The following is a 26,478-nucleotide window of genomic DNA, read 5'->3' as shown; positions in this document are numbered from 1 at the left end:
CAAGAGGATCTCGATGCTGATCAATTGCGTGGCCTACGAAAAAGGATCCAAACTGGCAGACATTCCAGTCGCCGATATCAGCGAGTACATTGCAAGACCTAACTGCTTTGTCTGGGTCGCTCTGTCCGATGCGACGTCGACAGAGCTAGAAGAAATGCGTGAAGAGTTCGACCTACATGAGCTTGCTGTAGAGGATGCCCATCATGGGCATCAACGACCCAAGATAGAGGAGTACGGTCAGTCGCTCTTTGCCGTCATGCACCTTCTGGAGCCAGACCCCAATCAACCAGGCCATTTCAACTTGGGTGAGGTGGATGTGTTCATCGGCTCCAACTACGTTCTATCGGTCAGAAATCGCAGCAAACAAGGTTTTCTGGGAGTACGGGATCGCTGCGAGAAAGAACCCGAGCTTCTTAAACACGGCGCGGGATTTGTCTTGTATGCGCTGATGGACGCGGTGGTTGACCGTTACTTTCCGATCCTTGAAGCCCTAGAGGCCGAGCTAGAGGCCGTTGAGCTACAGATCTTCACGCAGCGAGCTGCACGAGAGAGCATCAAGCAGCTTTATGGGCTGAAGCAACGCGTCATGGTTCTCAAACACGCTGTTGCACCATTGCTCGAGGCGGTAAGCAAGCTCTACGGTGGACGTGTGCCACAGGTATGCACTGGATCGCAGGATTACTTCCGTGATGTAGCAGACCATTTGGTCCGCATTAATGGTCTCATCGAGGGAATGCGAGACACCATTTCGACCGCGATGCAGGTCAACTTGGCACTGGTCGCAATCGATGAAAACGAAGTCACCAAACGGCTGGCGGCCTGGGCCAGCATCTTTGCAATATGCACGGCCTTCGTAGGCATCTGGGGAATGAATTTTGAGCATATGCCAGAGCTGAAGTGGCAGTATGGCTACCCTGCGGCACTGTTATTGATTGTCGGCGTTTGCGCCTATATCTACTACCGCTTTCGTCGTGCCGGCTGGCTATAGCACCTGCGGAGATTTTCAGCACATATGCTGTATTGACCAGTTGAACTCACAACCGGATCGCGACTGGCGCAGATCGACCTCAAGCAGGAATCCAATAGCGCTAGTTGCCTTACACAGTTGAGGGAGCCAAGTGCTCAGTCCAGGCATCGGTAAAACTTCCCGAGATCGTCACACCGGTATGACATAAACCGAGAAAGCAGCGCATAAATTGAATTTGGTGGGCTCCGTGCTGTGACTGTGTACAGAGGGCGCAAGGAGTTCGCCGATGAAAGTCATCCTTCAATGGTCGTACAGCATGAGCTGTACGCGACCCTCTACTGGATGCGCAGCATATTGAGATGCTGGAATTGTGCCGCTCGGTGCAAGACATGGCTCAGCATGGCCGACAAAAGAGCGATCTGCTCTGAGACAATCGCGCCATGATCGATGAATCACCGATCCACACAGTCCGCAAGCGTGTTTGCCAAACCCTCCTGAGGCACTGGAAGGCCCATAACAACGCGATCCCAAGCATCATCAAGATGCCGCCGCAAGTGCTGCGGCAGTTGAACATCATCAATTCCTTCGGTACACCCAACGAGCTGTGGGGCATCCCAATTGAAATCGACCCCAACACCACGAGCGTGATGATGGCGGTCGATGGAACGGAGATGTCTTTGGTCGAAGGCTACTAAAGCAGCGCAAGTCATAGCGTTACGGGACATTTTCAAAGAAAAATCTGCATCGGGTGCATCCAAACATCGATCTCGTGGGTAGTACCTGCAGCAACACAAGAAATGTGCTGCTTCAGTGAATCCTTGCAACCGATCCAATTGGAGAATCTCAATGTCGTCCACTCGCTTCGCACCCCGTTTCGCGGCCATGGTTGCCGTTACCTCTACGGCAGCGCTGCTCGCCGCCTGCGGCTCGATGAAGTCTCCGGCCAGCACTTTCTCGCAGGCTTCGCTGCCAGCGCCCATTCAGGTCCCCGCAGGTCACAAGGTAGCCTGGGAAACCGTAGGCAGTGGCGACATCACCTATGAGTGCCGGGACAAGGCCAACGCACCAGGTCAAACCGAATGGGTCTTCGTCGGCCCCGATGCGGTGCTGAAAGATCGTGCGGGCAAGTCCATTGGTCGCTACTACGGCCCTCCCGCAACCTGGGAGGCCAACGACGGCTCCAAGCTTACGGCTACGCAGATTGCAGTCGCTCCTTCTGGCCCCGGCAACTTGCCATACCAATTGGTCAAAGCCAATCCCGCCATGGGTGCCGGCGCTCTGGTAGGCGTTAGCTACATCCAACGCGTAGCGCTCCAAGGAGGCGTAGCACCGGCCGACCAACCTTGCACCTCGACCACCAAAGGCCAAAAGACCATGGTCAAGTACCAGGCCGATTACATCTTCTGGAAACCCACGATGTAAGGCTTTGCAACAGCATGACTAGAATGCATGAAGGATCTATCTCTATTTCCTTCTACCCTTTTATTTGTGCCGCCTGCAGCCGCCCTTAAAGACGACGCTTTCGACCACGACGCTGCGCTACAAGCCTGTGCGCGAGGTAATCGCGAGGCCTTGCGCAGCATCTATGAGCACGAAGCGCGCTACCTGCTGGGCGTGGCTCTCAGAATTGTTCGGGATCGTGCTGCTGCAGAGGATGTTCTGCACGATGCTTTTGTGTCCATCTGGGAGCGCGCATCGAGCTTCGACGCCGGCCGAGGTGCTGGGCGGGGCTGGATCTACAGCATAGTCAGACATGCTGCCCTGAATCGAGTGCGGGACAGTGCTCGCGAGACAGTGCTGGATGAACCGGCGACGACTCACCTCGATGCACAAGCAGCTCTTGCGACGTGGCAGGAAAGCGGCGATGAGCTTGCACGACAGGCAGCGCTTGGCCGTCTGGGGCAATGCCTGGATGGTTTGGAGCCTGCACGCCGCGCCTGCTTGTTGCACGCTTATGTTGACGGCTGCACACACAGCGAAATTGCCGAAAGGGTGCAAGCCCCTTTGGGCACAGTAAAAGCCTGGATTCAGCGCGGACTGCGCGCACTGCGGGAATGCATGCAATGAGCGGCGAAACCCAACAATCACTGCCTCCAGACGACCTGCACACCCAGGCCGGAGAGTATGTATTGGGCACGCTCAATGCAGACCAGCGCCGCTCCATTGAATCCCGCCTGATATCTGAGCCTGCCCTGCGCGCAGCAGTGGATGAATGGGAGCAGCGCCTGTTGCCGCTCACGACCCTGGCCGAGCCGGTCGAGCCGGCGGCCGGCCTATGGCAGCGCATCGCCGCAAGCATTGCACCCAAGACTCACCCCCAAGCCACTCCATCCCGAATACGCTGGTGGCAATGGGACAGCCTCGCTCTTTGGCGCAGCCTGACGGGCGCGGGTTTCGCCGCTGCAGCAGTGCTGGCCACTGTTCTTGCAGTGCGTGAAGCGTCTCCTCCGGCAGCGCCACGCTATTTCGTCGTGTTGGCCGCACCCCAGAGCCAGTCTCCAGGCTGGTTGGTACAGGCCCAAGTCGAAGGAAGACTGCGCCTGCTCCCGCTGGGCACCGATAGTGTTCCCGCCGAGAAGTCTCTGCAGTTCTGGACCAAAGCCGACGGCTGGAGCGCTCCGGTATCGCTCGGTCTGGTCACGCCGGGCCAGGCCATAGAGGTCCCAGTGGACAAGCTCCCGCCCCTGCAGCCCAACCAACTGTTTGAGCTGACCCTGGAGCCCTACGGCGGATCGCCGAGTGGACGCCCCACCGGCCCCATCCAGTTCATTGGCCGGGCTGTCCAGATCTAGGGTCAGCCCCGCCATGCATGAACTTCACGCCTCTGCTGGCTCAGCTTCCTGTGAACGATTTTCTGCAACAGAGTCTTGCATGTACGCGGATGCCAAAGGGGCTCCGCGTAGGCACAGCCCAATCCGGCGCTAGGCCGTGGGAAATCGCTCCGCGTTGTCTTCGAGCGGCATCCGCAGTGCGTTGGTCAGGTAGCTGACTGTTCGATAGAAACCTGCCAGCATCAGGAGTTCCATCAAGGCGTTCTCGGGGAAGGTGGCACTGAGGCTCGCCCAGAGTTGGTCGTCGATATCGCAGTGCGAGTGCAGTGCATCACAGACCCGTATCAGCAGTTTCTCCTCGTCGCTCCAGCAGGCATCTGCTGCCGAGCCGAGAACGGTCGAGCGAACCTGATCGTGAGTGAGTTCGGCCAGCTTCGCAAAGCCGGTTACGTGGATCCCCCATTCGTATTCAGAGCGACACAGAGCCGTCGTGCGGTCAATTACGATTTCCCTTTGCCGTATTGTCAAATGACCGCGATCCAACAGACTGCCGGAGAAAAACTTCCTGGCCAGACGAGGATCGCGGGCCAAGGTCGCGAAAAGCCACAGCGGCGGGCGACCCTTCATGGTCTTGTCGATGCGCTCCGCGATATCGGACTCAAAGGGGGGGTGTGCGGGGGCGATGCGTGCTGTCATGTATTGCCTTCCAAATAGTGCAGGTTGGAGCAACCGCCAGCCGGCGCCCCTAACCTGAAGTTCAGGCTATATTGCGCGCTGTATAAAGTAAAGCATACGTATGACACCCGCTATTGACAAACCAGTCCGAGGTTCCAAGTCAGGACGCCCTCTCATGGTCGTCCTGGATTTGCTAGGAAGACGGACTACGCTGCGAATTCTTTGGGAGCTGCAGTCAGGCTCGCTGACGTTTCGCGCTTTGCTGGACGCTTGCGAGACAAACACCCGTCTATTGAACATTCGACTCGGCGAACTGCGTGAGGTGGGCTTGGTGGATCACGCGGAGGGGGGGTACCGGCTCACGGAAGAAGGCAGGAAGCTGGGAAGTGCCCTCAAACCCCTGACGCAGTGGGCTGATCAATGGGGTCATCGGATGCGAGATCAGACCAAAGCCGACGCAGCGGCCCCTGATTCTGCTTACTAACCTGTTAATTTTCCTCAGATTTTATGCAGGTATAGGAAGGCATCCTCTGCGCATCTAGCACTGAACCTGATCTTTTGGAATTCCGCTTTGGGTCGTTTTCAGTCCTTCATCACTGATAAAGCGATCCGCTATAGCTCCAGCCAACGCCGCCAGTGATACCTGCCGAAGCAGGCACCCTGCTCTAGGCGCTGGCACTCACCTTGTAGCCGTCCACCAGAATGGCCGACGGCTTGGCTGCGGCATCCATCTTGGCCACCTCGACCGGCAGTTCTGCAAGGCCTTGAAGCGCTCGAGCGCCGCGTTATGAGTCGCAATGCCATGGTCGGCCGTCGCCTTGACCGCCTCGAATGACAGGCGGTCCAGCTGCATGGCCTGGTCCATCAACTGGCCTTCCAGCGCCAGCCCCTGGGTGATCGCGTCCTTCACATTGGCCTGCTCCAGCTCGGCCTGCTTGATGGCGATGTCGCGCGACAGGCCCGAGAGCTTGTCGTGGAACTCACGACGGGCATCGGCCAACTAGCCGACCAGCACCCCGGACGGCAGCGGAAAGCCCAGCTCCTCGGCCGCGCGCATCACCTCCTGCTCGCGCGCCAGCGCCACCTGGGTTTCGCGGTCGCGCGAACGGTCCCAGATGGCTTGCTCTGCTTCGGGCTTCAGCCCGGTGCGGCCCTGAATGCGGGTTGCAATCACGGCTTTGAGGTTGTCGAGCAAGGCCGATGCATAGCCCGGCGCACGTTTGAACTCAAAGGGCGGCGGCTCCAGCAGCTGCAGCTCGGGCATGTCATCGAGCTTGGCCAGCCAGTCCTCGTGCAGATTCACGCCACCAAACTGGTGCGTGCTCAGCGCCAAAAACGCCGGCGCGTCCGGCAGGCTCACATTGGACGCATCGGGCGCATCGGGAATGACCACCTCGCGCATCTGCGGCAAGGCCGGAGCCTGGCCAATCACATCAACTCCTTGGACAAACCCAATGATCTTCCTGTTGAAATCGACGCCAACGCAACAGGCGTGATGATTGCGGTCGATGGCAGGGAAATGCCTCTGGTTGAAGGATGCCCGACTTACTCAGTCAGTACCAGGCGATCGGAGCCTCCTGGAGTGGCTGGGTGCCAAGAGCGTGCAGTGTCTAAAGGAAAATCCTTGGGGGCCAGGTAGAAAATAGCGGCGTTCGCACAAGATGCGCTCTTCCAGCCTAATCACGACGCCAGCCAAGGCCTCCAGAAGTGTCATCCCCGCCTGCCCACTGCGGCATGCTGCCAGGACCTTGATACGCTCCACGCCCCCACTCATAGCGCATATCACTGTTTCCCATCGTCCGTTGGGCACCTTGCTCTTGCATGCGCCCGGCATCACGCCCCGGCATCATTGAGCAGCCCGCCAGCGTACTGGCTACTGCTGCAATTAAAAGTAGCGCTTTCATGACAACCCCTTGAGAAGAAGGAGTCTTCAAGACTATTCCTGAGGTAAGTGCCCACTGTAAATTCTTGTTGAACGGCTACTTTGCTTACCTAATTCATACAACAGTCAGTATTCATGCGCTCTGTTTTTTGAAGCTTCGAAGCCATAAAACTTGGCTGTCTACCAGAGGTAGGGGCTGATCGGCTCTTTCGCGCAGGCTGATGAGTCCTTTGTTTCAGTGAAGGCACTGCGCGACGAATTCGTATGCCCAGACACGTATGCCGAGCGGCTGGACGAAAGGACCGTGCAGTGCCTCAAAGCAAAACCTTGACCCAGCTATTCACCTATCTGTTCTGTGCGCCATAGAAGGCACCATCACCTCCGGTCCAAGGACGCCCATTGTCGTCATACATCCAGCGATCCCGGTCGCCGCTCATATTCATGCCACCCATCGTCTGACTGGAACCCTCGGCAGGCATGGACCCTGAACTACGCCCCGGCATCATTGAGCATCCAGCCAGCGTACCGGCAAGTGCTGCGATTAAAAGTAGCGCCTTCATAGCAACTCCTTAAGAACGTGGAGCCTTGCAGGCTAGTCTTGCCGCGCGCGCCTCATGTAAGTTCTTGTTGAACTTCCTGTTTGCCTACCCAATTAGTGCACCAGCCCGGCTCAAGCAGGCTTTTTTGTTTCTGGAGCGCAATGTTCAAGAGCATGAACATTTACCGCTGTGCCTTAGGTCGTCATGTCGAGCTAAAGGCGTCAGGAAACACTTCTACCGATATAGCCTTCCAATGGCTCTGAGTCGCATTGTCTGACACCCCGATAGTTGTCAGTTCGATCCGAGCTTCGTCAGGTCACTCGCCGTAATTTTCCAGGGCCAGAATTCGGGCAAACTGTTATTTGTAACAACCAATCGCACTTTGCACTTCAGCGACCATTAACCGGCAATGGCTCACTCCCCTGAAAAAACACGCGGACCACCTTTGTGGGGCCCTAAGTCTTCATCGCCTCTTGCCGATGAAACTCAGCATTTCGAACGCTGGCGTAAGCGCACATGGCAGTTGCACGCTTCGGTCCTATTGAGCCATCTATATGCCTTCCTGCTATTCCTCGGCCACTGCTGGGCAGGCTACGTACCGCTGCATGCAGTGCTGCTGTATGGACTCTGGATAGGCGCAGGGATGGCCTTTATCACCTGGGCCTACGCCAGCGGCTGGAGCCAGACTCGGAGTGACCCTGGCTTGTTCTTCTGGCACCAGCTGGTCGCGGTTACAGGGGTGCTGGGCTTACTTGTCGCCGCTCCTCAGGCTGCGTTCCAGGCACTGGTTATGCTTCTGGTCTTCAGTACCGACGGCTTTCTTGCGCCGCGGCGTACAAGTTTCTGGATGACCTGGAGTTGCACGCTCATTGCAATTGCGTTGGCCGTTTATTGGGTAGGGCCACAGATGCGCATGACCACCGATACCCTCATCGGGCAGTTCCTCACTGTCGGTGTCATGCTCGGAGCGGTCGTCCGATGCAGCGTCCTGGTCACCTACTTTCGCAGCATGCAATATCGACTCAGTGCGAGTAATGAAAAACTGGCCGTCGCGCTGAAGCAGATTGAAAACTTGGTGCGCAACGATGACTTGACGGGACTGGCAAACCGCCGAGGGGTCATGGATCGACTGCAGCAATGTATTCATGCAGCTCAACGCAGAGGCGCCTCGTTTTGCATCGCAATGCTTGACATTGACTTCTTCAAACAGGTCAATGACCGTTACGGGCATGAAGGAGGAGATCAAGTGCTTCGAGCTTTTGGACAGCTTCTGTCTTCGCAGATTCGTGCAACCGATTGCGCTGGTCGTTACGGTGGAGAAGAATTTCTTCTGGTGCTCTGTGACACGCAACTGGCCCAAGCAGAAGTGCTGCTCGAAAGAATTCGCGAAAGCACAGAAGCACTCCCGTGGGCACAGTTAGTGCACAAGGATCTGCAAGTGACCTGTACGCTGGGTGCGGCTCAGTATCGACAGGGAGAAACCGCAGAAGCCCTCATCTCGCGCGCTGATGCTGCCATGTATCAAGGCAAGGCAGCTGGACGCAATTGCGTGGTACTCGCCTAGTTCAAATCTTTAGCTAGCCAAGGGCCTGATCCACCAGATAACGTCCTTATGGATGGTCACTCCCGCCCTCTACCCGCAGCTATCAAGAACTTGGCGCTTCTCGATACGATCATGGCCGCCGAGAGCCTGGACGATCGCCGCCTAATACTGATGGTGCCATTGCCAAGGGCAAGCTTCCGCGTCTGAATCCCGATCTAGTTGAAGCGAAGGGAGGCCAAGGCCGCAATGGTCTTGCATTCTTCCCGGACAGCGCCAGCATCGCCGACACCAAGGCCGCGCCCGGAGCCGACGTGCCATGCGAACAAGTGTTCTGAAGATCCACTTCTCGAGTCCTGCCTGCCATGCAACGTGATTTGTCTTTGGAAGAGCGCATGCACCTGACGTTCGCAAATCACCACTGCCTTGCTGGGCTTCTTGCAAGAGCGGGTACTGAGGGCGCTTGAATGTCTACAGCCTGGCATCCATGCCGCTGGAGCTTGATCAATATCTCACTACCGATGCATGTGGCATGCTTGGCACCATTCACATTTTTTAACCGTGGAGGCACTAATGAAGATGAACATGCCATGTATCCGCCCTCATGTGGCTGCTTTTGTGCTGGGAGTTTCAGGTCTTGCGGCGGTGTCCAGTTCCTGGGCATGCACACGACTGGTATTTCAGGGCGCCAACGGCCACGTGATCACTGCACGATCCATGGACTGGAAAAGTGACATCGTCAGCAACCTCTGGGTCCTGCCGCGAGGCATGCAGCGCACCGGCGAAACCGGCCCCAACACCGTGCGCTGGACATCCAAGTACGGCAGCGTCATCACCTCGGGCTATGACATTTCCACCACCGACGGCGTCAACGAGGCCGGCCTGAATGCCAACCTTCTGTGGCTCGTCGAGTCTCAATATCCCTCCTTCGGCGCCAATAGCAAGCCGGGTCTGTCAATCGCTGCCTGGGCTCAATATGTGCTGGACAACTTTGCGACCGTGCAGCAGGCTGTGGCCGCCCTGAGCGAAGAACCATTCACCCTGGTATCCGACACCATGCCGGGAGAAAATCGGCTGACCACCGTGCACCTCTCCATCTCCGATGCCAGCGGTGATAGCGCGATCGTGGAGTACATCGGCGGCAAGCAAGTCATTCATCATGGTCGCCAATACCAGGTCATGACAAACTCGCCGACCTTCGACCAGCAACTGGCGCTCAATACCTATTGGAAGCAGATTGGGGGCACCACCATGTTGCCCGGTACCAACCGTGCTGCAGACCGCTTCGCCCGCGCTTCGTTCTACGTCAACGCCATACCCAAGGATCAAAGCCCGAACAAGGCACTGGCCAGCGTCTTCAGCGTGATCCGCAATGCCTCCGTGCCGTACGGCCTCAATACCCCGGAAGAGCCCAATATCTCCTCCACCCGCTGGCGCACCGTGTTTGATCACGAGCGCAAGCTGTATTTCTTTGAGTCGGCACTGACGCCCAACACATTCTGGGTGGACCTGAAGGCACTGGACTTCAGCAAGGAAAAAGGCAAGGTAATGAAGATCGATCTGGGACCGGACCAGAATCACACCTATTCCGGGGATGCAACCAAACAATTCAAAGCGTCGCCGCCATTCAAATTTCAAGGCATCTGAGCACTTCGCCGCGCTTGATCGGCCCCGATCCAAACCCGCACTGAGCGGGTTTTTTCTTTCTGGAGAGCGCGCTGCTTCAGCCCATGCTGTCAGTCGCTCTACCCTGCGTCTAGGCTGGCGCTGCTCTAGCGCAAAAGGAGTACCGACCTCACCCACTTGCAACCAGCGCGCGCCTCCTGACTGACAAGCAAGCAGGAATGCATCAATGGGCGCGTATCCCTAGTCTCATCAGACGATTTTCCTCAGCGGCGCCACTCCAAGAATCCGGCTGATGAGTTGCTCGATCTTCAACGGATGCATCGTCCCTGATGCGCAGATTGGAGTGCATGAGCCTCAAGCCAGACCGAAGAATCTTGATTCGTCTGAATGTTCCGGGACCCTATCGTAAGGAAGTGGCATGTCGTATACGTTGACTGGTTTTGAAGGCAAAGTGGCCGTAGTCACTGGTGCTGGCCGGATGCGCAGCATCGGTCGGCCCATTGCACTGGCATTGGCGCAGGCGGGTTGTGATGTTGTCTTGACGGGCACGGGCCGCGCCCCCGAAACCTATCCGGAAGATGAGCGCGAGGCGCATTGGCGCGATATCGAATCGGTGGCAGATGAAGTCCGCCAGCTCGGGCGCCGCGCCCTGCCTGTGGTTTCCGACGTCAGCAACCCAGAGTCCATCGACGCACTGCTTGCACGCACGATTGCAGAATTGGGGCGTGTGGATTTTCTGATCAACAACGCGGGCGCAACCCGCGGCGACGACCGCATCCCGGTGACGGAGCTATCCATCGATACATGGCATCGGGTGATGAATGTCAACCTGAACGGAACCTTCTATATGTCTCGTGCGTTCGCAAAACAAATGGGGGAACAGGGAGACGGCGGCGCCATCATCAATATTTCATCGCTGGCAGCGCAGCTGCTGGCACCCGACACCGGGGCCTACGCCACCACCAAGGTGGCCATCAATGGTCTGAGCACCATCATGGCGCGAGAGCTTGGCCCCAAGAAGATCCGCGTGAATGTCGTGGCTCCAGGCATCGTGGAAACAAGTCGCCTGGATGATGTGCCTCGCGGCAAAGTGTGGGACGACATGATCGCCGGCTACATCTCTCTGGGTCGGGCAGGTACCGGCGAAGACATCGCCCACTTGGTCACATTCCTGTGCAGCGATCAAGGCGAGTGGATCACCGGTCAGAACATCTACGTCGACGGCGGCCATCTGCCAACGCCAAGACGTCCGACATGAATTAACTGCACTCCAAACGTGAGCCACATGAGTGAGCCCTGACAAGCCACTTCAACCGACAAACAGGCTCGCCACCGAGCGAGCTTTTAACTTCCTGGAGCGCGATGCGCACTGCACCATTAAGCAAATCCCATACCCTTTACAGCCGCTTCGTAACGTACAGAGCTGACCGTCAAGGCCGAGTGGCTTGACGTTCAGATTCAGGAAGCAAGAAAGGCCGCCGTCCGATTCCTTCATGAGCACAGGGAGTGCTGGCACAGGACCCACATCACTCTATCGAGCGTGAATATCACCGACGCGAATGACGACAGGCCCCTGACCTTGATCGTGCTTTGTCGCAGCCAGCCCATGAATTGCTTGCCAATGGGCTCTGTATGCCGCCAGATTCTGCCCCGCTCCAGCAAGTTCCTTGGCTCTCTTCAGGCGCTCAAGCGCATCGCCACTGATAGCTGCCGATCGAGCCTCACCGTTGGTCCTGTACTCAAGCACGACCCTGCGCGGGCTCATTTCATACGTTGCACTGGCATCCATTCGATCCATACATGCCTCACTCAATTAATCAGAAGCAGTTACCCATAGCTCTCAACTATTTAAATTTTACTTTCTGGCGCCCTGTGATCACCACTCAATCTGGTAGGTGCTGCGGCAGCTTCCGCGCATCCATCCCTTCCAGCTTTCAAGAAGGCCAGAGACGAGCACCGCCCTGCAGCCACTGCCCACAAACACCCCGGCCCTTCGCGTGCTTTTCTCATTCGGGGTGCAGAAATAGAAAGCGAGATCCCAAGCATGCCGCAAAGCATTGCAAACAACTGCCACCCTGTTCCCCTGCATGCAGCCTGCGCGGGCAACTCAGCCGACAGTGCTCGATGCTCTCGCCTCTGCAGCAAGCGTACCAGGCGGCCCACTGAAAGACTGCGATCGGCATTCGACAGTTCCAGACGTCGGTGGAATGCTTGCCTTCGCATTCAAAGCTGGTTTCAACCTTGCAGGCTGCGTCTCCGCCGTGATAGTGCCGACCTCCAAGGCATGGGCCCAGCCGGTGAATGAGGATCTTTTTTGCCTATTTCCGGGCTGGAATCAATGATTGCCCAGCCAGGCCACGCTGTTGAGAAAGAGTCTCACCAGTTCGGTCTGACGACGAACACCGGTCTTGGAGAAGATGGAGCGCAAATGGGCACGGGCGGTATTGGGTTTGATACCCAACGCCTCGGCCGCCTCCTCCAAAGACATGCCGTTGCTCAGATGCGTGGCCACTGCTGTCTCTGCAGGAGTCAGATGGAAAAGCTGTTGTGTGAGCTTGACGGGCGGCTCTGCCTTGCCCGTCGTATCGCGCAGAAAAACCGCTACGCTGGGACGCTGCTTGCCTTCGGTCCATTCGTCGGGAGAGATGCTCTGCACCACCACACCCCAGTTGAGTTGACCGGACTGGCGAGTGATGGACATGCCCTCAGTCATGGAGACGCTCTCCAGCTTGGGCGAAAGCAAGGCATCACGGATCAGACGCTGCAGCCGGCGATTGTCATTGGCATAGACCGCCTCGAGCGCACCGTTGTTGACCCGTATTCCATCACCCACGTTCAAAATGGTGGTGGCCGCCGGGTTGGCCTCGATCATTTTCCCCGTCTGATCGAGAATGACCACGCCCATCATCAGCTGCGCGGTGGCACGCCCGTATAGCGAGATGACCTGCCGGTCGCGATGCAGATTCAGCTGCATGTTCAACACCCGCTTGAGGTGCGGCACCAACATGCGCACCATGTCCAGATGTGCTGAATCGAATGCTCCCGCCGCCGCTGGCCGCGTGATGCGCCAACCATAGGAGCAGCCGTTATCGGTCATGACATCCACGGCCAGAATGTGCTCGATGTCCACCCCCTTGCACCAGTCGGTGTAGTAGCGACAGGAATGCCATTCGGCCTCCGTCATCACATCCAGCAGGGTGAGCACCTTGTCCTTGACGATACCGAGAAACGGACTCCATTGCGCATAAGGGTCGTAAGGAATGACTTCGGAGCGACCGCCCGTTGCTGAAATTACCCAGCCCACATTCTCACCATGAGGGTCTCGCACCACGAGCGAGGCGTAGTTGCCATTGGCGCTTGAGCGCAGCAGCTCCAGAAATACCTTCCAGTTCTGCGGGTCCATGGCTGACTCGTACAGCGCAGTAATCAGTTGACTCAGGGCTTCGGCACCGATGACCGATGCCTGCTCCGGCGAAGAAGCTGCCTCAGGCTCCACAGCGTTAGGAACGGGAAAGCCGGCGATGGCCTGAAGAGCATCCGAGCGATAGTTGTAGAAATCAAAAGATGCGTAATCGCTTTTGGGCATTTGCTGTCTCAAAAAATCCGGCCCATCAAATACTGCACAGTTACTCAACTCTGCGCGCGTTCTTCATTGATGCACGCACCCGGAAGTCGGCCCAAGAAATGCCTTGATTTTGCTGAATCCTCAGAAACTGCGCATCGTCAAATCAGACGATAGGAAACCTAGCAAAAAAGCATGTCCCCCGACTATTGCAGACCTGCAATATGAATACCGCTGGCATCGTCATCCGGCGAATACGGCTGAACCCTCGGCTCCTGCTCGGATGCGCTCTGCTCCAAACGCTTTCGGAATTGCTCCGCAGGCAAGGCTGGCGAGCACAGATAGCCCTGAAAGTAGTCGCCTTGTAACTGCTCAATTGCCTGGCATTGCTCCTGTGTTTCCACACCTTCTGCCACAAGCTCCACGCCCAATGCCTGCCCCATGCTGATGATGGCGCCCACAATGGCCTTGTCTCCCGCATCGTGCGGCAGGCCGCGAACAAAACTCTGGTCGATCTTGATCTTGGAGATCGGCAGTTTTTTCAAATAAGCCAAGCTCGAATAGCCGGTACCGAAGTCGTCAATGACCAGACCCACACCCAGTTCTGCGATCTGGTGGACACGCAAAGCCATTTCCTGCGCCTCCTGCAGCAAAATGCTCTCGGTCAGCTCCAGCTCCAGCCACTGTGCCGGCAAGCCGCTGGCTTCCAGCACAGATTTGAGGCGATCCACAAAGTCCGGCTGCCTGAACTCCAGCGCGGAGACATTCACCGATACCTTGACGGGCATGTCCATAGCCAGCCAGCGCGCCGCCTCTTGTACTGATTGCTCCAGCACCCAGGCATCCAGCGCAACCACATAGCCGGACTCCTCGGCCAAGGGAATGAAGGCTGCAGGAGAGATCACCCCCAGTTCGGGGTCCGTCCATCGAAGCAAAGCCTCTGCCGCCACGATGCGACCCGAACGGATATGTACCTGTGGCTGAAAGTGCACGGCCATATGCCCCTTGTCCAGCGCCTGGCGCATGGCATGCTCCAGCTTCATGCGCGAGAGCAGACCCGCACTCATTTGCGGCTGATAGAAGCTGAAATTGCCGCGTCCACGCTCCTTGACGCGATACATGGCGATATCGGCCTGGCGAATCAGCTCGTCCAGCGTCAAACCATCTGCCGGAAATTGCGCAGCCCCAATGCTGCACTGAACGGAAAAGCCCAGACCGTCAAGCATGAAGGGCTGGCGCATTTCGTCCAGGATACGGGCGGCTACGGCCGAAGCCCCTTCCCCCGTGCAATCATGCAGATAGAGAACAAATTCATCTCCGCCCTGACGGCACAGCACATCGGCAGGGCGCAGCAGTCCGCTCAGCCGCTGAGCAACCAGCTTGAGCACCCGGTCGCCGAAGTCATGGCCCAGTGAATCGTTGATGATCTTGAAACGGTCCAGATCCAGAAACAGAATGCTGAAAGGCTGCTGTGTGAAGCGCGCAGCAGTGATGGCGGCTTGCACGTGACGGCTCAAACTCAGGCGATTGGGCAGCCCTGTCAACGCATCACTGTAAGCCAGCTGCTCAATCTGCTTTTGTGCACTGCGCTGCATGGTCATGTCGCGCATAAAGCCAATGCTTTGCACTAGACGCCCATAGCCGTCACGCAATGCCACCCAGGACAGCCAGACCGCGCAGCGCTGACCTTCACTCTGCTTGAGCCAAAGATTGCCCTCCCAGAAGCTGCCCACATCCCAGCGCGCAGCGGCCAGCTCCAGCAGGTCGGACACAGCCCCCCCCTCGGACTCGAACAGAGTCCAGGCAGCGAGCCCCAGCACCGCCTTGCCATGCAGCAACTGCCCGCCAGCCGGGTTGACCTGAACGATGACACCATTGGCATCGGCAATGAAGATACCGTCCAGGCTGGACTCGAACACTCTTGCAGCCAGGCGCAGCTCGGTCGCCGAGCTGGATTCCACCGTGATGTCTCGATAGGAGTAGATACGTCCTATTGCCACACCGCGACTGAGCTGAGGCACGGAGCGGCGCTCCAGAACCCTGCCATTGAGCAGTTGCAGTACCTCCGAGGTTTCAGGAGCCGACAGGTCCTGCGCATCCTGCAAAAGAGTGAACTGACTCTCGCTGCTGATGGTCTGCGCTTCCAGGTGGGTAAAGATGGCCGCATCATCTCGCTGCACGAGCAGTGGTTCGGGTAGTTGCCACAGCTCCGCGAAACGGTGGTTGAATGCACGAATGCCGCCGCGCAGATCACAGACCAGCATGCCGTCTGCAGCGGACTCAAGCGTCGCCCGCAACTCCGCAAGCAGCATGTCCAGTTCGCTCTCGTGCCGCAACTGCTCGCTGCGGTCGAGCATGGTGAGCATCAACCAGCGCGGGTTCAGGGCGACGGAGCCCACCCCCATCTCCACAGCTGTCAATGAACCATTGGCTGTACAAATTTCCGTGAGAAATTTCGCACCACCCACCCAGTTTGAGGCATCCTGCCAGAACGCTTTTTGCACCAGAGAGGCGCACAGCACATCAACATACTGCTCCTGCGCCTGCTCGGGCGTGTAGCCTGTGAGTTGCATACTGGCTGCATTGGCATGCACGACACGCAACGTCTGCGCATCCAGCAGCCAGACCGCCTCCTGCAAACCATCGAGCATGGAGGCAAGCAGAGGGTCAATCAAAAAACTCTGCTGCAAAGTCACGCGAGGTCTTTCTCGGCAGCAGGTGCTGCAGAACTATCAAAAAAGTAGCAAAGACGCCTTTGCGGCTGTAAAGCTTCTAACGCATTTCGAGAAAGCTGATTTCGCGTCAACCCTCGGCGAATACCCAAACCCACATATTCAAGCAAATCTACAAACCGCAGTTTCTGCGGCGCCTGAATGTCATAGGTCAGCACCTGCGGCTTGAGCGACTGGCTGGTGTTGACGGACACCACCACGCCCATCCGCCCATCGCTTAGCTCCACCAAAGAGCCCGGCGGATAGACCCCCAAGGTCTGCACGAATGCCTTGAGCACATCGGGCGCATATCGCTGGCGATACTGCCCGTAAAGTGCAGCCATGGCTTCATGAGGCGTCATTTCGTTGCCTTGCAGTGGCAGATTGCACAAGCGCTCAAAATTATTGACCAGCGCCAGGATCTGTCCGGCAATGTCCATATCTGCGGCCAGCAAGCCGAGTGGAAAGCCTGACCCATCGGCCCATTCATGATGCTGGGCGATGGCCGTCGTGACGGAAGGAGGATAGCCCATGGATAGAGCCAATGCCACTGACTCTCCGACATGACGTGCATACACGGTCTCTCGCAGAGGCGTGCGGCCCGTGCCTTGATTCAGTGCGTTGGCCGATGCGGAAATCTCCAGCCCCGGCTTGCCCATGTCATGCAACAGCGCCGCCGTGCCCAGATCCTGCAATACGTCATTGCGCAGGCCCAGCGTCTTGCCCAGCAACAGACTCAGTACGGAGACATTGACACCATGAACGCCAAAGGTGGCGCCCCCCGTATCCGCGAGCAGATGCAAACTCAGATCACGAGCCTGTGCCAGTTTGACGACTTGCTGCGCAACCAGCATATCCGTCGTTGTTCGAGCCTTCTCGGGGTTGACTGGCAACAAGGCCTGCACGTCATCAAATACGGAAACCGCGCCCAGAAACCTGGATTGCAGGCCCAAAATACTGTTGCGCCATGCATGCGCATCGTTCTCGGGGGGGCAAGGAGCGGGTTGAGGGTCTGCAGCCACAGACGCTGCCGCCTCTTCCAGATCACTTCTTGAGAGATCGACCTGAACTGCCTTGAGCTTCAGAGTCCTTAGTGTCTGCAACTGCTCGTCATTGACAATCTTGAAGCTGCTGACGGGAAATGGATGGCGCAACCAGCCAGTCTCCAGATGGACATACATGCCGATACGCAGTTGTCCGATATCAATAGCAACGAAACGATTCACTTTGAGCGCTACACACAAGATAAGACATTATTCCGCAGTTCCATGACTGCTCAACCATGACTAGGGTCTGTTGGGATGCAAACAGCATCAACAAGCCCCTCTTGTGTGACTTATCGGCACCAAAGGCTGGGTTTGTAGACCAGGTCCATCCACAAAGCCCAACTCGCAACACCAATCAGCATCAGACCTGCGACTCTAGTGCCCCACCTGGCCCGCAATGCATTGACATGTGACTGCCCCAATTGCCACAGCCAGGGTCCCGCCAGCAGCCACACTGCGCCGCCGACTGCAAAGGCTGCCATGGACAAAGCACCTTGCCAGGCACCGCCACTCAAGGCTGCCACCAATACCGCCGAATACAGCAAACCACAAGGCATCAGTGCCCAGGCAAAGCCGGCGGCCAGACTTCCGCCCGGCGCAGTGACCCAGGGCTGAACCCTGGCCCAGACGGAACGCCCCGCCCGCTCCAGCCAGGCTGGTTGCCGCGCCTGCACCACCATGGCCAGTCCCCAGGCCATTACCGCCACATGCATCAGCGTCCAAAGTCTCTGCAATGCCGTTGTCTGACTGGTCAGCCAGGCCAGACTTTCCATGGCCACGGCCGCAATCCCGCCCAGCAGGGCATAGGCAGCGATGCGGCCCAGATGAAACAGGCTAGTACGCAGCCACTGGCGTTTTTGCAGGCCGTGCACGGCAATGGGCTGCCCGCCACCGATGGGCTTCGCTGCTGTGACCACACTGCAGGGGGCAGCGCACATCACAAGACAATGGGGCCCACCCACGAGCCCCATGATCAAAGCAGTCCAGACCAGCGAAAACAACATGCGCTAGATGATGCGTGAAAAGCGGGCGCGGTTCCGGTCGGCCTGCAAATATCGGTCAAACAGCATGGCTACTCCGCGCACAAAAAACCAGCCCAGGCCGGTGACCTTGAAGCCCTCGACGGACAGTTCGACCAAGCCGTTGCGCTGCATCTCCGCCAGCGCATCGAGCTCCGCAGCGAAGTACTCGCGGAAATTGATGAGCCAGGCCTGCTCCATGGGTTCATACAGGACGGAGCCCTGGCACATGATGGACATGATGACGGCTCTGCGTACCAGATCGTCACGCGAAAGCGCCAATCCGCGCTGCACGGGCAGCACGCCACCATCGACGGCGTCGTAATACTCTTCAAGAGTCTTGACGTTCTGACTGTAGGTCGCGCCCACCTTGCCGATAGCCGATACGCCCAGTGCAATCAGATCGCAATCAGGCTGGGTGCTGTAGCCCTGAAAGTTGCGATGCAAGCGCCCCTGACGCTTGGCAATGGCCAGAGAGTCGTCAGGCAGTGCAAAGTGGTCCATGCCTACATAGACATAGCCGCCATTCATGAACGCATCGATTGCGCCGGAGAGCATGTTCAGCTTGTCCTGTCCCATGGGCAGGTCTGCCGATTCGATCCGCCTTTGCGGTTTGAAGCGCTCGGGCAGATGCGCATAGGCATACAGCGCAATGCGATCGGGGCGCAGCTCATTGACCTGTGCCAGCGTGCGCGCAAAAGACTCGGGCGTCTGTCTGGGAAGACCGTAGATCAGGTCCACATTGATGGAGACAAAGCCCAGGCGGCGCGCCTCGGCCACCAACGCAAAGACTTGCTCGGCGGGCTGCTCGCGGTGCACCGCTTTCTGCACCGCGGGATCAAAGTCCTGCACGCCAAAGCTCAGTCGATTGAACCCCATGTCCTTGAGAGCTCTCAGCCGCTCGTTGCTGACGGTGCGCGGATCGACCTCGATGGAGTACTCGCCCGCCGGATCCAGCTTGAAATGCTCACGCATCAAGACCATCAGTTGCTGCAACTCGGCATCGCTGAAGAAGGTCGGTGTGCCTCCACCCAGATGCAGCTGGCTTACGAGCTGGCCTTTGCCGCAATGCTCGGTATGCATGGCCAGCTCTCGACTCAGGTAGTCCAGATACTCGGCAGCCTTTTCATGATGCTTGGTCACGATCTTGTTGCAGGCGCAGTAATAGCAAAGCGACTCACAGAACGGCACATGCACATAAACGGACAGGGGCAAAGCGCGCGAGCCGGAATGCGTCTTGCGCTGCTTTAGTGCCAGTATGTAGTCGTCTGCACCAAAAGCCTCAACAAAACGGTCGGCTGTTGGGAACGATGTGTAGCGTGGGCCGGGGATATCAAAGCGGCTCAGCAACTCAGGCGTGACTGCGGTCATAACTGGGAGTTAGGGTGCGCCCACACACTGTATGGAGCATATTTCAATGGAAATCAGATCCTGAAAATCATGCCCAAAATAGGCAAAAGCGCATGTTTTTGAACGAATATAGGCAATGTGCCCCAAGGCAATCACCCTGTCCTTGATGAAAATCAAGAGACTTCAAGGCAAGTGCTGCGACAATTTGATCCATCTCATCTTCAACCACGAGGTCAATGACCAGCGCGACTCTCCACTCTGTGCCTGTCTGCGCGGTTGCAAAAAGCCCATGAATCTTCAGACCATCAAAGCATCCTGCTCCAACTGCAATCTGCGTGAACTGTGCATGCCCATGGGCCTGGACGATGAACAAATGGAGCGCATTGACGAGATTGTGGCCACGCGCCGCAAAATCAAGCGCGGCGGGCTGCTGTTTCGCAATGGCGAAGAGTTCACTTCCCTGTATGCCATTCGAACCGGCTTCTTCAAGACCAGCGTGGCCACCGAAGACGGACGCGATCAGGTCACAGGCTTTCAGATGGCGGGCGAAATCATTGGTCTGGACGGCATCGTCAACGACCACCACACTTGCGATGCCGTGGCCCTTGAAGACGCCGAGGTCTGTGTCATGCCGTTTGACAAACTGGAGCAGCTCTCGCGCGAGGTCACGGCCCTGCAGAACCACGTGCACAAGGTCATGAGCCGCGAAATCGTGCGCGAGCATGGCGTGATGCTGCTGCTGGGCAGCATGCGCGCAGAAGAGCGCCTGGCGGCCTTTGTGCTGAACCTGGTCCAGCGTCTGTCGGCACGCGGCTTTTCGAAGTCGGAGCTGGTGCTGCGCATGACGCGTGAAGAAATCGGCAGCTATCTGGGCCTCAAGCTGGAAACCGTGAGTCGCACCTTCTCCAAGTTCGCCGAGGAAGGCATCATCGAAGTCAAGCAGCGCCACCTGCGCATTCTGGATACCGAGGCGCTCAAACGCATCGTCAACAGCCAGCAATGCCAGAGCTGAACCGAGTCAGCAGATGCACTCAAGACAAAGCCCGCGGACAGCGGGCTTTTTTGTCTGGGCGAATTACTCGGGCAGAGGCTCGGAAACAATGCCGCCATTGAGATCGCTGACGGAGCGCCCCAGCATCACCGTCATCGCACCTCCCATCAGGGTCACGACCCAGAAGGCAAAAAAAGCGACCGTATAGATGGCCTGGCGCGACCAGTCCAGAGGGGAGCCCAGCCAGTGCACATCCAGCGGGTCCACAAAGGCAAAAACCACCATCTCCATGATTGCCGCCGCCAGAAAGGCCGGCCAGACAATCCACATCCAGCGTCGAGCATCCATCCTGATTCTCCTTGGGCTGTGGGCTTGGTCATATTTTGCACAACAGTGGTGACCATTCATGCAGGACTGCGGGCATGCACCGTGGCGGGAAACCCTGAATTACTCTCTTTTCAGTAGCACCCTGCGCCTTCCTAATAACAAAAAACCATTTATTGCTGCATCAACGTTAGACAGAGCATGCGCAGCACGCTCTGATTTTGATATCGGGAACAAAAAAGGCCGCAAAAGCGACCTTGGCGGAGCAAGCGCCGGAGCGCTCAGCGATCCAGCGGATGATCCTTGGCTGGAGTGGCCGCATGATTGCGGCCGGTGACTGCAGGGGCCATGCTTTTTTCACTTTCGCTCAGGCGCTGGTTGATTTCCATGCCATGGCGGTAGTAGTCAGGGTCAATCACGGGATCGGGCCTGCTCAGTGCGATGTATGCGGTGACAAAGCCGGCAATCACCACGATCACAGGGCCGGCGATGATGAGCCAGACATGGGCAAACTTCCACCACGGCTTGCCGTCCTCGGGGTGGATGATCTTGGCCGTTTGCGAGACCTTGGCTTGTGCTGCCGACATGATGAAACCTCTTTCCAAAATTCTGGCCACCCAGGCACATATGGCAAGGTGGCATAGATTGCTGCCGATTGGCAGTGTCCTTGTCCGGCCTCCGTGATGGCCCACGAAGACCGGCAAGACCTGGCATTAACGCGGCACCAGGAATACCGTCTTCTCGGAAATACGCCCTGCTCCGGCAGTCACTGCATCCACATTGAAGTGTACGGGGTGCGAGCCGGGAGCTGCTGAGCCATACGGAATCTGCAGCCGCACCGCAATGCCGCGCGTCTCGGCAGGGCCAACGGTCACTTCCTGCTCGGATGCGACTTCCAGATTCTCCAGGCCCACGGCGCTGATACGGTAGTGCTGCTCGGACTCGGTGGCGTTCATGATCTGCAGACGGTAGACGTTCTCCAGCTTGCCTCCCGCCACGATGCGCGAAAGCGCAGCACGGTCGCGAATCACGTCGACCTTGAGCGGCTCGCGCAGCACCAGACTGGCGATCATGGCGGCGCTCAGGGCCACCAGCACGGCCGAGTAGATCAACACACGGGGGCGGAAAATGCGGCGGATCACCTGCACCTGCTTCCAGGCCTTGGCCACGGCATTCTGAGTGGTCAGCCGGATCAGGCCGCGCGGATACTCCATCTTGTCCATCACGGAGTTGCAGGCATCGATGCACAGACCGCAGCCAATGCACTCGTACTGCAGCCCTTTGCGGATATCGATGCCCACGGGGCAGACCTGAACGCAAAGCTTGCAATCTATGCAGTCCCCCAGACCCTGAGCCTTGTAGTCAACGTCCTTCTTGCGCGGACCACGAGCTTCGCCACGTTCGGCGTCGTAGCTGACGATCATGGTGTCCTTGTCGAACATGGCACTCTGAAAGCGTGCATAGGGACACATGTACTTGCAGACCTGCTCGCGCATATAGCCAGCATTGCCGTAGGTGGCGAAGCCGTAGAACGCCACCCAGAAAATCTGCCAGTTGCCCTGGAAGGCCATCAACTCCACACCCAATTCACGGATGGGCACGAAGTAGCCGACAAAGGTGAAGCCTGTCCAGAGAGACAGAACGATCCAGAGAAACTGCTTGAGCGACTTTTTCCAGATCTTCTCCAAAGTCCAGCCGTTCTTGTCGATACGCATGCGGGCACTGCGATCGCCTTCGACCTTGCTTTCGATCCACATGAAGATCTCGGTGTAGACCGTCTGCGGACAGGAGAAGCCACACCACAGACGCCCGGCCACGGCGGTAAACAGGAACAGCCCCAGCGCGCTGATGATCAGCAGCCCCGTCAGATAGATGAAGTCCTGCGGATACAGCACCAGTCCGAACAGATAGAAGCGCCGGGCTCCCAGATCGAACAACACCATCTGGCGCTCGCCCCACTGCAGCCAGGGCAGGCCGTAGAAGACGATCTGGGTCAGAAACACCATGGCCCAGCGCCACCGTGAGAACACGCCGCTAATAGAGCGTGAGTACACTTTTTGCTCGGAAGCGAACATCGGCACCAACTCAGGCCCGCCCTCGTGAGGCTCAGGCGTGATCGGTATGACTTTTCGGGGCTTTCCCTGATCGCACGGCATCGCAGTTCCTTAATATTTTTGTAATTACTGAAAATTGAAACGCGAAAAAGGCGGTGCCAGAGCACCGCCTTTTAAGAACGCATTACTTCTGGTTTTGCGTATTCGAAAGACTCCAGACATAGGAAGCCAACACGGCAATTTGAGCCTCCGTCAACTTCTCTTTCTGGGCAGGCATCTCATTGTGCTTGCCGTTGTTGACAATGTTGACGATTGCCGCCTCACCCCAGCCATGCAGCCAGATGTCATCGGTCAGGTTAGGCGCTCCCAGTGCAGGGTTGCCCTTGCCGTCCATGCCGTGACAAGCCGCACAGGCCACGAACTTGGACTTGCCTTGCGAAGCCTTGACGGCATCGTGAGGGCTGCCCGAAAGGCTCAGCACATAGTGCGCCACATTGCGCACATCTTCCGCCGAGCCCACGGCTGCCGCCATGGGCGGCATCATGCCGATACGGCCGTTGGTGATGGTCTCCCTGATCTTTTCGGGAGATCCACCATGCAACCAGTCACCGTCCGCCAGATTCGGGAAGGACTTGCTGCCGCGAGCGTCAGAGCCGTGGCATTGGGCACAGTTGTTCATGAACAGACGCTCGCCAATAGCCATGGCCTGAGGGTCCTTGGCCATTTCTTCGGTAGGCATGCTGGTGAACTTGGCATACAGGGGCTCCAGGTCCGCCTTGGCCTTGGCCATTTCCTTGTCGTAGGCGCCGGTCTGGCTCCAGTCCAGCTTGCCGCTGAAGCCACCCAGACCTGGGTAGACCACAAGATAGCCCAGGCTGAAAACCACGGTGATCACGAACAGACCCATCCACCACTTGGGCATGGGGTTGTTGAGTTCACGCAGGTCTTCGTCCCAGACGTGGCCCGTGGTGTTGTCGCCCGAGGGAACGACCTTCTTGCTGGCCACCAGAATCAGCAGCAGCAAGCAGCCAAAGATGCCGATCAGCGTAATCGCCGCGACATACACCGACCAGAAATTGTTAATGAAATCGCTCATGGGATGTTCTCGTTGTGGTGATCAGACTCAGTCTTCCAGGAATGGAACCTGAGCTGCCTCGTCAAAACGGGCCTGGTTGCGGCGGGCATACGCCCACCACCAGATGCCCACGAAACACGCCAGCGATGCCAGCGTGGCCACGATACGCATGGTGGTGATATCCATTTCCAGCCCTTTCTCTCTTACTTGACAGCGCGACCAAGGACCTGCAGATAGGCAATCACTGCCTCCATCTCTGTCTTGTCCTTGACCTCGGCCTGAGCACCGGCGATTTCCGCATCGGTGTACGGGACACCCACCTTGCGCAGCGCGCTCATGCGCGTTGCCACGGCCGTGTCTTCCACCTTGTTGGCTTCCAGCCAGGGGTAGGCAGGCATGTTGGACTCGGGCACCACGTCACGCGGGTTGTTCAGGTGGATGCGATGCCATTCGTCGCTGTACTTGCCGCCCACGCGATGCAGGTCGGGGCCGGTACGCTTGGAACCCCACTGGAAGGGGTGGTCGTACACGAACTCGCCAGCCACCGAGTAGTGGCCGTAGCGCATGGTCTCGGCGCGGAAGGGACGGATCATCTGCGAGTGGCAGTTGTAGCAACCCTCGCGCAGATAGACGTCGCGCCCCATCAGCTGCAACGGCGTGTAGGGCTTGAGACCCGCCACGGCTTCGGTCGTGGACTTCTGGAAGAACAGCGGCACGATTTCCACCAGGCCACCAATGGTCAGCACGAACAGCGTCAGCGCGATCAGCAAAAAGTTGCTGGTCTCGATCTTCTCGTGCGAAAAGCTCTTGGGAGCTGCGTTATTTTGATCAGACATTGCTTTTGCTCCTCAATGCTCAGGCGTGAGCCACCACGGCAGGCACTGCCACCTTGACGGAACGGCCGGCCACTGCGGTCTTCCAGGTGTTCCATGCCATCACCAGCATGCCGCCCAGATACAGCAGACCGCCAGTCACGCGAATCACATAGAAGGGATAGGTCGCCTTCACGCTTTCCACGAAGGTGTAGGTCAGCGTGCCGTCGGGGTTGACAGCGCGCCACATCAGGCCCTGCATCACACCGGCAATCCACATTGCGGCGATGTACAGCACGATGCCGATGGTCGCCATCCAGAAGTGCAGCTCGATTGCGGGCACGGAGTGCATCTTCTCGCGGCCGAACAGACGGGGGATCAGGTAGTACAGAGAGCCCATGGTGATCAGACCCACCCAGCCCAGCGCGCCGGAGTGCACGTGACCCACGGTCCAATCGGTGTAGTGGCTCAGCGCGTTCACGGTCTTGATGGCCATCATCGGGCCTTCGAAGGTGGACATGCCGTAGAACGACAGGGACACGATCAGGAAACGCAGGATGGGATCGTCGCGCAGCTTGTGCCAGGCACCCGACAGCGTCATGATGCCGTTGATCATGCCGCCCCAGCTGGGAGCCAGCAGGATCAGCGAGAACACCATGCCCACGGACTGAGTCCAGTCAGGCAAAGCGGTGTAGTGCAGGTGGTGAGGACCCGCCCACATATACGTGAAGATCAGCGCCCAGAAGTGCACGATCGACAGGCGATACGAGTACACGGGACGACCCGCCTGCTTGGGGATGAAGTAATACATCATGCCCAGGAAGCCGGCGGTCAGGAAGAAGCCCACGGCGTTGTGCCCGTACCACCACTGAACCATCGCATCCTGCACGCCGGCGTAAGCCGAGTAGCTCTTCATCCAGCCGGCGGGGATGGAAATATTGTTGACGATGTGCAGCAGGGCCACGGCCAGGATAAAGGCGCCGAAGAACCAGTTTGCCACATAGATGTGCTTGACCTTGCGGATGCCGATAGTGCCGAAGAACACGATGGCGTAGGACACCCAGGTCACTGCGATCAGCAGGTCCAGAGGCCATTCCAGCTCGGCGTATTCCTTGCCCTGGGTATAACCCAGAGGCAGGCTGATGGCAGCGCCGACGATAACCAGTTGCCAGGCCCAGAAGGTCAGGCTGGCCAGCTTGGGCATGAACAGCTTGGTCTGGCAGGTGCGTTGCACCACGTAGTAGCTGGTCGCGAACAGCGCCGAGCCACCAAAAGCGAAGATCACGGCATTGGTATGCAGCGGACGCAGACGTCCGTAGCTCAGCCAGGGAATGCCGAAGTTGAGTTCCGGCCAGGCCAGCTGGGACGCGATAAACACGCCCACCGCCATACCTACCACCCCCCATACCACAGCCATGATAGAGAACTGTCTTACGACGGTGTCGTCGTAATAGACAGCATTGTTATTTGTTGCTTCCATCGGGCACCTCTTAGATATCTTGCAAAGTGTTCATTGGTTTCTGGTCGGGCTCGT

Annotated in this window: 25 protein-coding genes; 10 read left to right on the top strand and 15 right to left on the bottom strand. The window is 57.8% G+C overall.

Annotation, left to right across the window (positions count from 1 at the left end):
• Window positions 1–13: 13 nt before the first annotated feature.
• The 5 genes from corA to DFO48_RS01365 all read left to right on the top strand — a co-directional run bounded on the left by corA (window position 14) and on the right by DFO48_RS01365 (window position 3,759).
• Window positions 14–988 (top strand): magnesium/cobalt transporter CorA, encoded by a 975-nt coding sequence (gene corA / locus DFO48_RS01385; protein WP_003080402.1) that lies wholly within the window; start codon window positions 14–16, stop codon window positions 986–988.
• A 419-nt stretch (window positions 989–1,407) separates the two neighbouring features.
• Complete coding sequence (locus DFO48_RS01380) at window positions 1,408–1,662, top strand: hypothetical protein (protein WP_003080403.1); 255 nt, start codon at window positions 1,408–1,410, stop codon at window positions 1,660–1,662.
• Window positions 1,663–1,813: 151 nt separating this feature from the next.
• Window positions 1,814–2,389, top strand: a complete 576-nt coding sequence (locus DFO48_RS01375) for a DUF3455 domain-containing protein (protein WP_003080404.1) — start codon at window positions 1,814–1,816, stop codon at window positions 2,387–2,389.
• Between the two features lie 66 nt (window positions 2,390–2,455).
• Window positions 2,456–3,034 carry a sigma-70 family RNA polymerase sigma factor gene (locus DFO48_RS01370; protein ID WP_114862678.1) on the top strand — a complete coding sequence of 193 codons (579 nt, stop codon included), beginning with the start codon at window positions 2,456–2,458 and terminating at the stop codon, window positions 3,032–3,034.
• On the top strand, window positions 3,031–3,759 hold the full coding sequence (locus DFO48_RS01365) for an anti-sigma factor domain-containing protein (RefSeq protein ID WP_114862308.1): 729 nt from the start codon (window positions 3,031–3,033) through the stop codon (window positions 3,757–3,759). The genes DFO48_RS01370 and DFO48_RS01365 overlap by 4 nt, the downstream gene beginning before the upstream one ends.
• 129 nt (window positions 3,760–3,888) lie before the next feature.
• Here the strand turns inward: DFO48_RS01365 and DFO48_RS01360 are convergent, their stop codons facing one another.
• On the bottom strand, window positions 3,889–4,434 hold the full coding sequence (locus DFO48_RS01360; protein WP_114862307.1) for a carboxymuconolactone decarboxylase family protein: 546 nt from the start codon (window positions 4,432–4,434) through the stop codon (window positions 3,889–3,891).
• Between the two features lie 100 nt (window positions 4,435–4,534).
• On the opposite strand from DFO48_RS01360, the gene DFO48_RS01355 reads away from it, so the two are divergent.
• Window positions 4,535–4,897, top strand: a complete 363-nt coding sequence (locus DFO48_RS01355) for a helix-turn-helix domain-containing protein (RefSeq protein ID WP_034349978.1) — start codon at window positions 4,535–4,537, stop codon at window positions 4,895–4,897.
• A gap of 195 nt (window positions 4,898–5,092) precedes the next feature.
• Here DFO48_RS01355 and DFO48_RS25540 read toward each other — a convergent pair whose 3' ends face one another.
• Both DFO48_RS25540 and DFO48_RS25535 read right to left on the bottom strand, forming a co-directional pair.
• Window positions 5,093–5,413: a hypothetical protein gene (locus tag DFO48_RS25540; protein ID WP_233506267.1), complete on the bottom strand. Its 321-nt coding sequence runs from the start codon at window positions 5,411–5,413 to the stop codon at window positions 5,093–5,095.
• Window positions 5,414–5,845, bottom strand: coding sequence for a hypothetical protein (locus DFO48_RS25535; RefSeq protein ID WP_233506266.1), 432 nt, complete (start codon window positions 5,843–5,845; stop codon window positions 5,414–5,416).
• Between the two features lie 1,632 nt (window positions 5,846–7,477).
• On the opposite strand from DFO48_RS25535, the gene DFO48_RS01335 reads away from it, so the two are divergent.
• The 3 genes from DFO48_RS01335 (at window position 7,478) to DFO48_RS01325 (ending at window position 11,258) form a co-directional block, all read left to right on the top strand.
• Complete coding sequence (locus tag DFO48_RS01335) at window positions 7,478–8,398, top strand: GGDEF domain-containing protein (RefSeq protein ID WP_114862306.1); 921 nt, start codon at window positions 7,478–7,480, stop codon at window positions 8,396–8,398.
• Between the two features lie 549 nt (window positions 8,399–8,947).
• Window positions 8,948–10,021, top strand: coding sequence for a linear amide C-N hydrolase (locus tag DFO48_RS01330; RefSeq protein ID WP_114862305.1), 1,074 nt, complete (start codon window positions 8,948–8,950; stop codon window positions 10,019–10,021).
• Window positions 10,022–10,418: 397 nt separating this feature from the next.
• On the top strand, window positions 10,419–11,258 hold the full coding sequence (locus DFO48_RS01325; RefSeq protein ID WP_114862304.1) for an SDR family NAD(P)-dependent oxidoreductase: 840 nt from the start codon (window positions 10,419–10,421) through the stop codon (window positions 11,256–11,258).
• Between the two features lie 1,077 nt (window positions 11,259–12,335).
• On the opposite strand, the gene DFO48_RS01315 is transcribed toward DFO48_RS01325, so the two are convergent.
• The 5 genes from DFO48_RS01315 to hemN form a co-directional block, all read right to left on the bottom strand.
• Window positions 12,336–13,586, bottom strand: coding sequence for a helix-turn-helix transcriptional regulator (locus DFO48_RS01315; protein ID WP_003080430.1), 1,251 nt, complete (start codon window positions 13,584–13,586; stop codon window positions 12,336–12,338).
• Between the two features lie 182 nt (window positions 13,587–13,768).
• Entirely contained in the window at window positions 13,769–16,213 is a 2,445-nt protein-coding gene (locus DFO48_RS01310) for a bifunctional diguanylate cyclase/phosphodiesterase (protein WP_042437916.1), read from the bottom strand.
• A 41-nt stretch (window positions 16,214–16,254) separates the two neighbouring features.
• Window positions 16,255–17,499: an HD-GYP domain-containing protein gene (locus tag DFO48_RS01305; protein WP_233506265.1), complete on the bottom strand. Its 1,245-nt coding sequence runs from the start codon at window positions 17,497–17,499 to the stop codon at window positions 16,255–16,257.
• A gap of 110 nt (window positions 17,500–17,609) precedes the next feature.
• Complete coding sequence (locus tag DFO48_RS01300) at window positions 17,610–18,323, bottom strand: sulfite exporter TauE/SafE family protein (protein ID WP_114862302.1); 714 nt, start codon at window positions 18,321–18,323, stop codon at window positions 17,610–17,612.
• Window positions 18,324–18,326: 3 nt separating this feature from the next.
• Window positions 18,327–19,709 (bottom strand): oxygen-independent coproporphyrinogen III oxidase, encoded by a 1,383-nt coding sequence (gene hemN / locus DFO48_RS01295; protein ID WP_003080434.1) that lies wholly within the window; start codon window positions 19,707–19,709, stop codon window positions 18,327–18,329.
• A 268-nt stretch (window positions 19,710–19,977) separates the two neighbouring features.
• Here hemN and fnr point away from each other — a divergent pair, with 268 nt between their 5' ends.
• Complete coding sequence (fnr, locus tag DFO48_RS01290) at window positions 19,978–20,700, top strand: fumarate/nitrate reduction transcriptional regulator Fnr (protein ID WP_034350040.1); 723 nt, start codon at window positions 19,978–19,980, stop codon at window positions 20,698–20,700.
• Between the two features lie 63 nt (window positions 20,701–20,763).
• On the opposite strand, the gene DFO48_RS01285 is transcribed toward fnr, so the two are convergent.
• The 7 genes from DFO48_RS01285 to ccoN form a co-directional block, all read right to left on the bottom strand.
• Window positions 20,764–21,027, bottom strand: coding sequence for a hypothetical protein (locus DFO48_RS01285; RefSeq protein WP_053282663.1), 264 nt, complete (start codon window positions 21,025–21,027; stop codon window positions 20,764–20,766).
• Between the two features lie 257 nt (window positions 21,028–21,284).
• A complete protein-coding gene (locus DFO48_RS01280; RefSeq protein WP_003080438.1) occupies window positions 21,285–21,590 on the bottom strand; it encodes a FixH family protein in 306 nt (101 codons plus the stop codon).
• Window positions 21,591–21,716: 126 nt separating this feature from the next.
• Window positions 21,717–23,159, bottom strand: coding sequence for a cytochrome c oxidase accessory protein CcoG (gene ccoG / locus DFO48_RS01275; protein ID WP_034349985.1), 1,443 nt, complete (start codon window positions 23,157–23,159; stop codon window positions 21,717–21,719).
• 82 nt (window positions 23,160–23,241) lie between these two features.
• A complete protein-coding gene (ccoP, locus tag DFO48_RS01270) occupies window positions 23,242–24,153 on the bottom strand; it encodes a cytochrome-c oxidase, cbb3-type subunit III (protein ID WP_003080451.1) in 912 nt (303 codons plus the stop codon).
• Window positions 24,154–24,180: 27 nt separating this feature from the next.
• Window positions 24,181–24,318 (bottom strand): CcoQ/FixQ family Cbb3-type cytochrome c oxidase assembly chaperone, encoded by a 138-nt coding sequence (locus DFO48_RS01265; protein WP_003063128.1) that lies wholly within the window; start codon window positions 24,316–24,318, stop codon window positions 24,181–24,183.
• A gap of 17 nt (window positions 24,319–24,335) precedes the next feature.
• Window positions 24,336–24,968: a cytochrome-c oxidase, cbb3-type subunit II gene (gene ccoO, locus DFO48_RS01260; protein WP_003080453.1), complete on the bottom strand. Its 633-nt coding sequence runs from the start codon at window positions 24,966–24,968 to the stop codon at window positions 24,336–24,338.
• Between the two features lie 19 nt (window positions 24,969–24,987).
• Window positions 24,988–26,424 (bottom strand): cytochrome-c oxidase, cbb3-type subunit I, encoded by a 1,437-nt coding sequence (gene ccoN / locus DFO48_RS01255; RefSeq protein ID WP_034349987.1) that lies wholly within the window; start codon window positions 26,422–26,424, stop codon window positions 24,988–24,990.
• Window positions 26,425–26,478: the final 54 nt, after the last annotated feature.

The organism is Comamonas sp. AG1104 (assembly GCF_003350425.1).
Classification (GTDB): Bacteria; Pseudomonadota; Gammaproteobacteria; order Burkholderiales; family Burkholderiaceae_C; genus Comamonas; species Comamonas testosteroni.
Note: the sequence above shows the minus strand (reverse complement) of the source record. Positions and strands in the feature narration are given on the sequence as shown.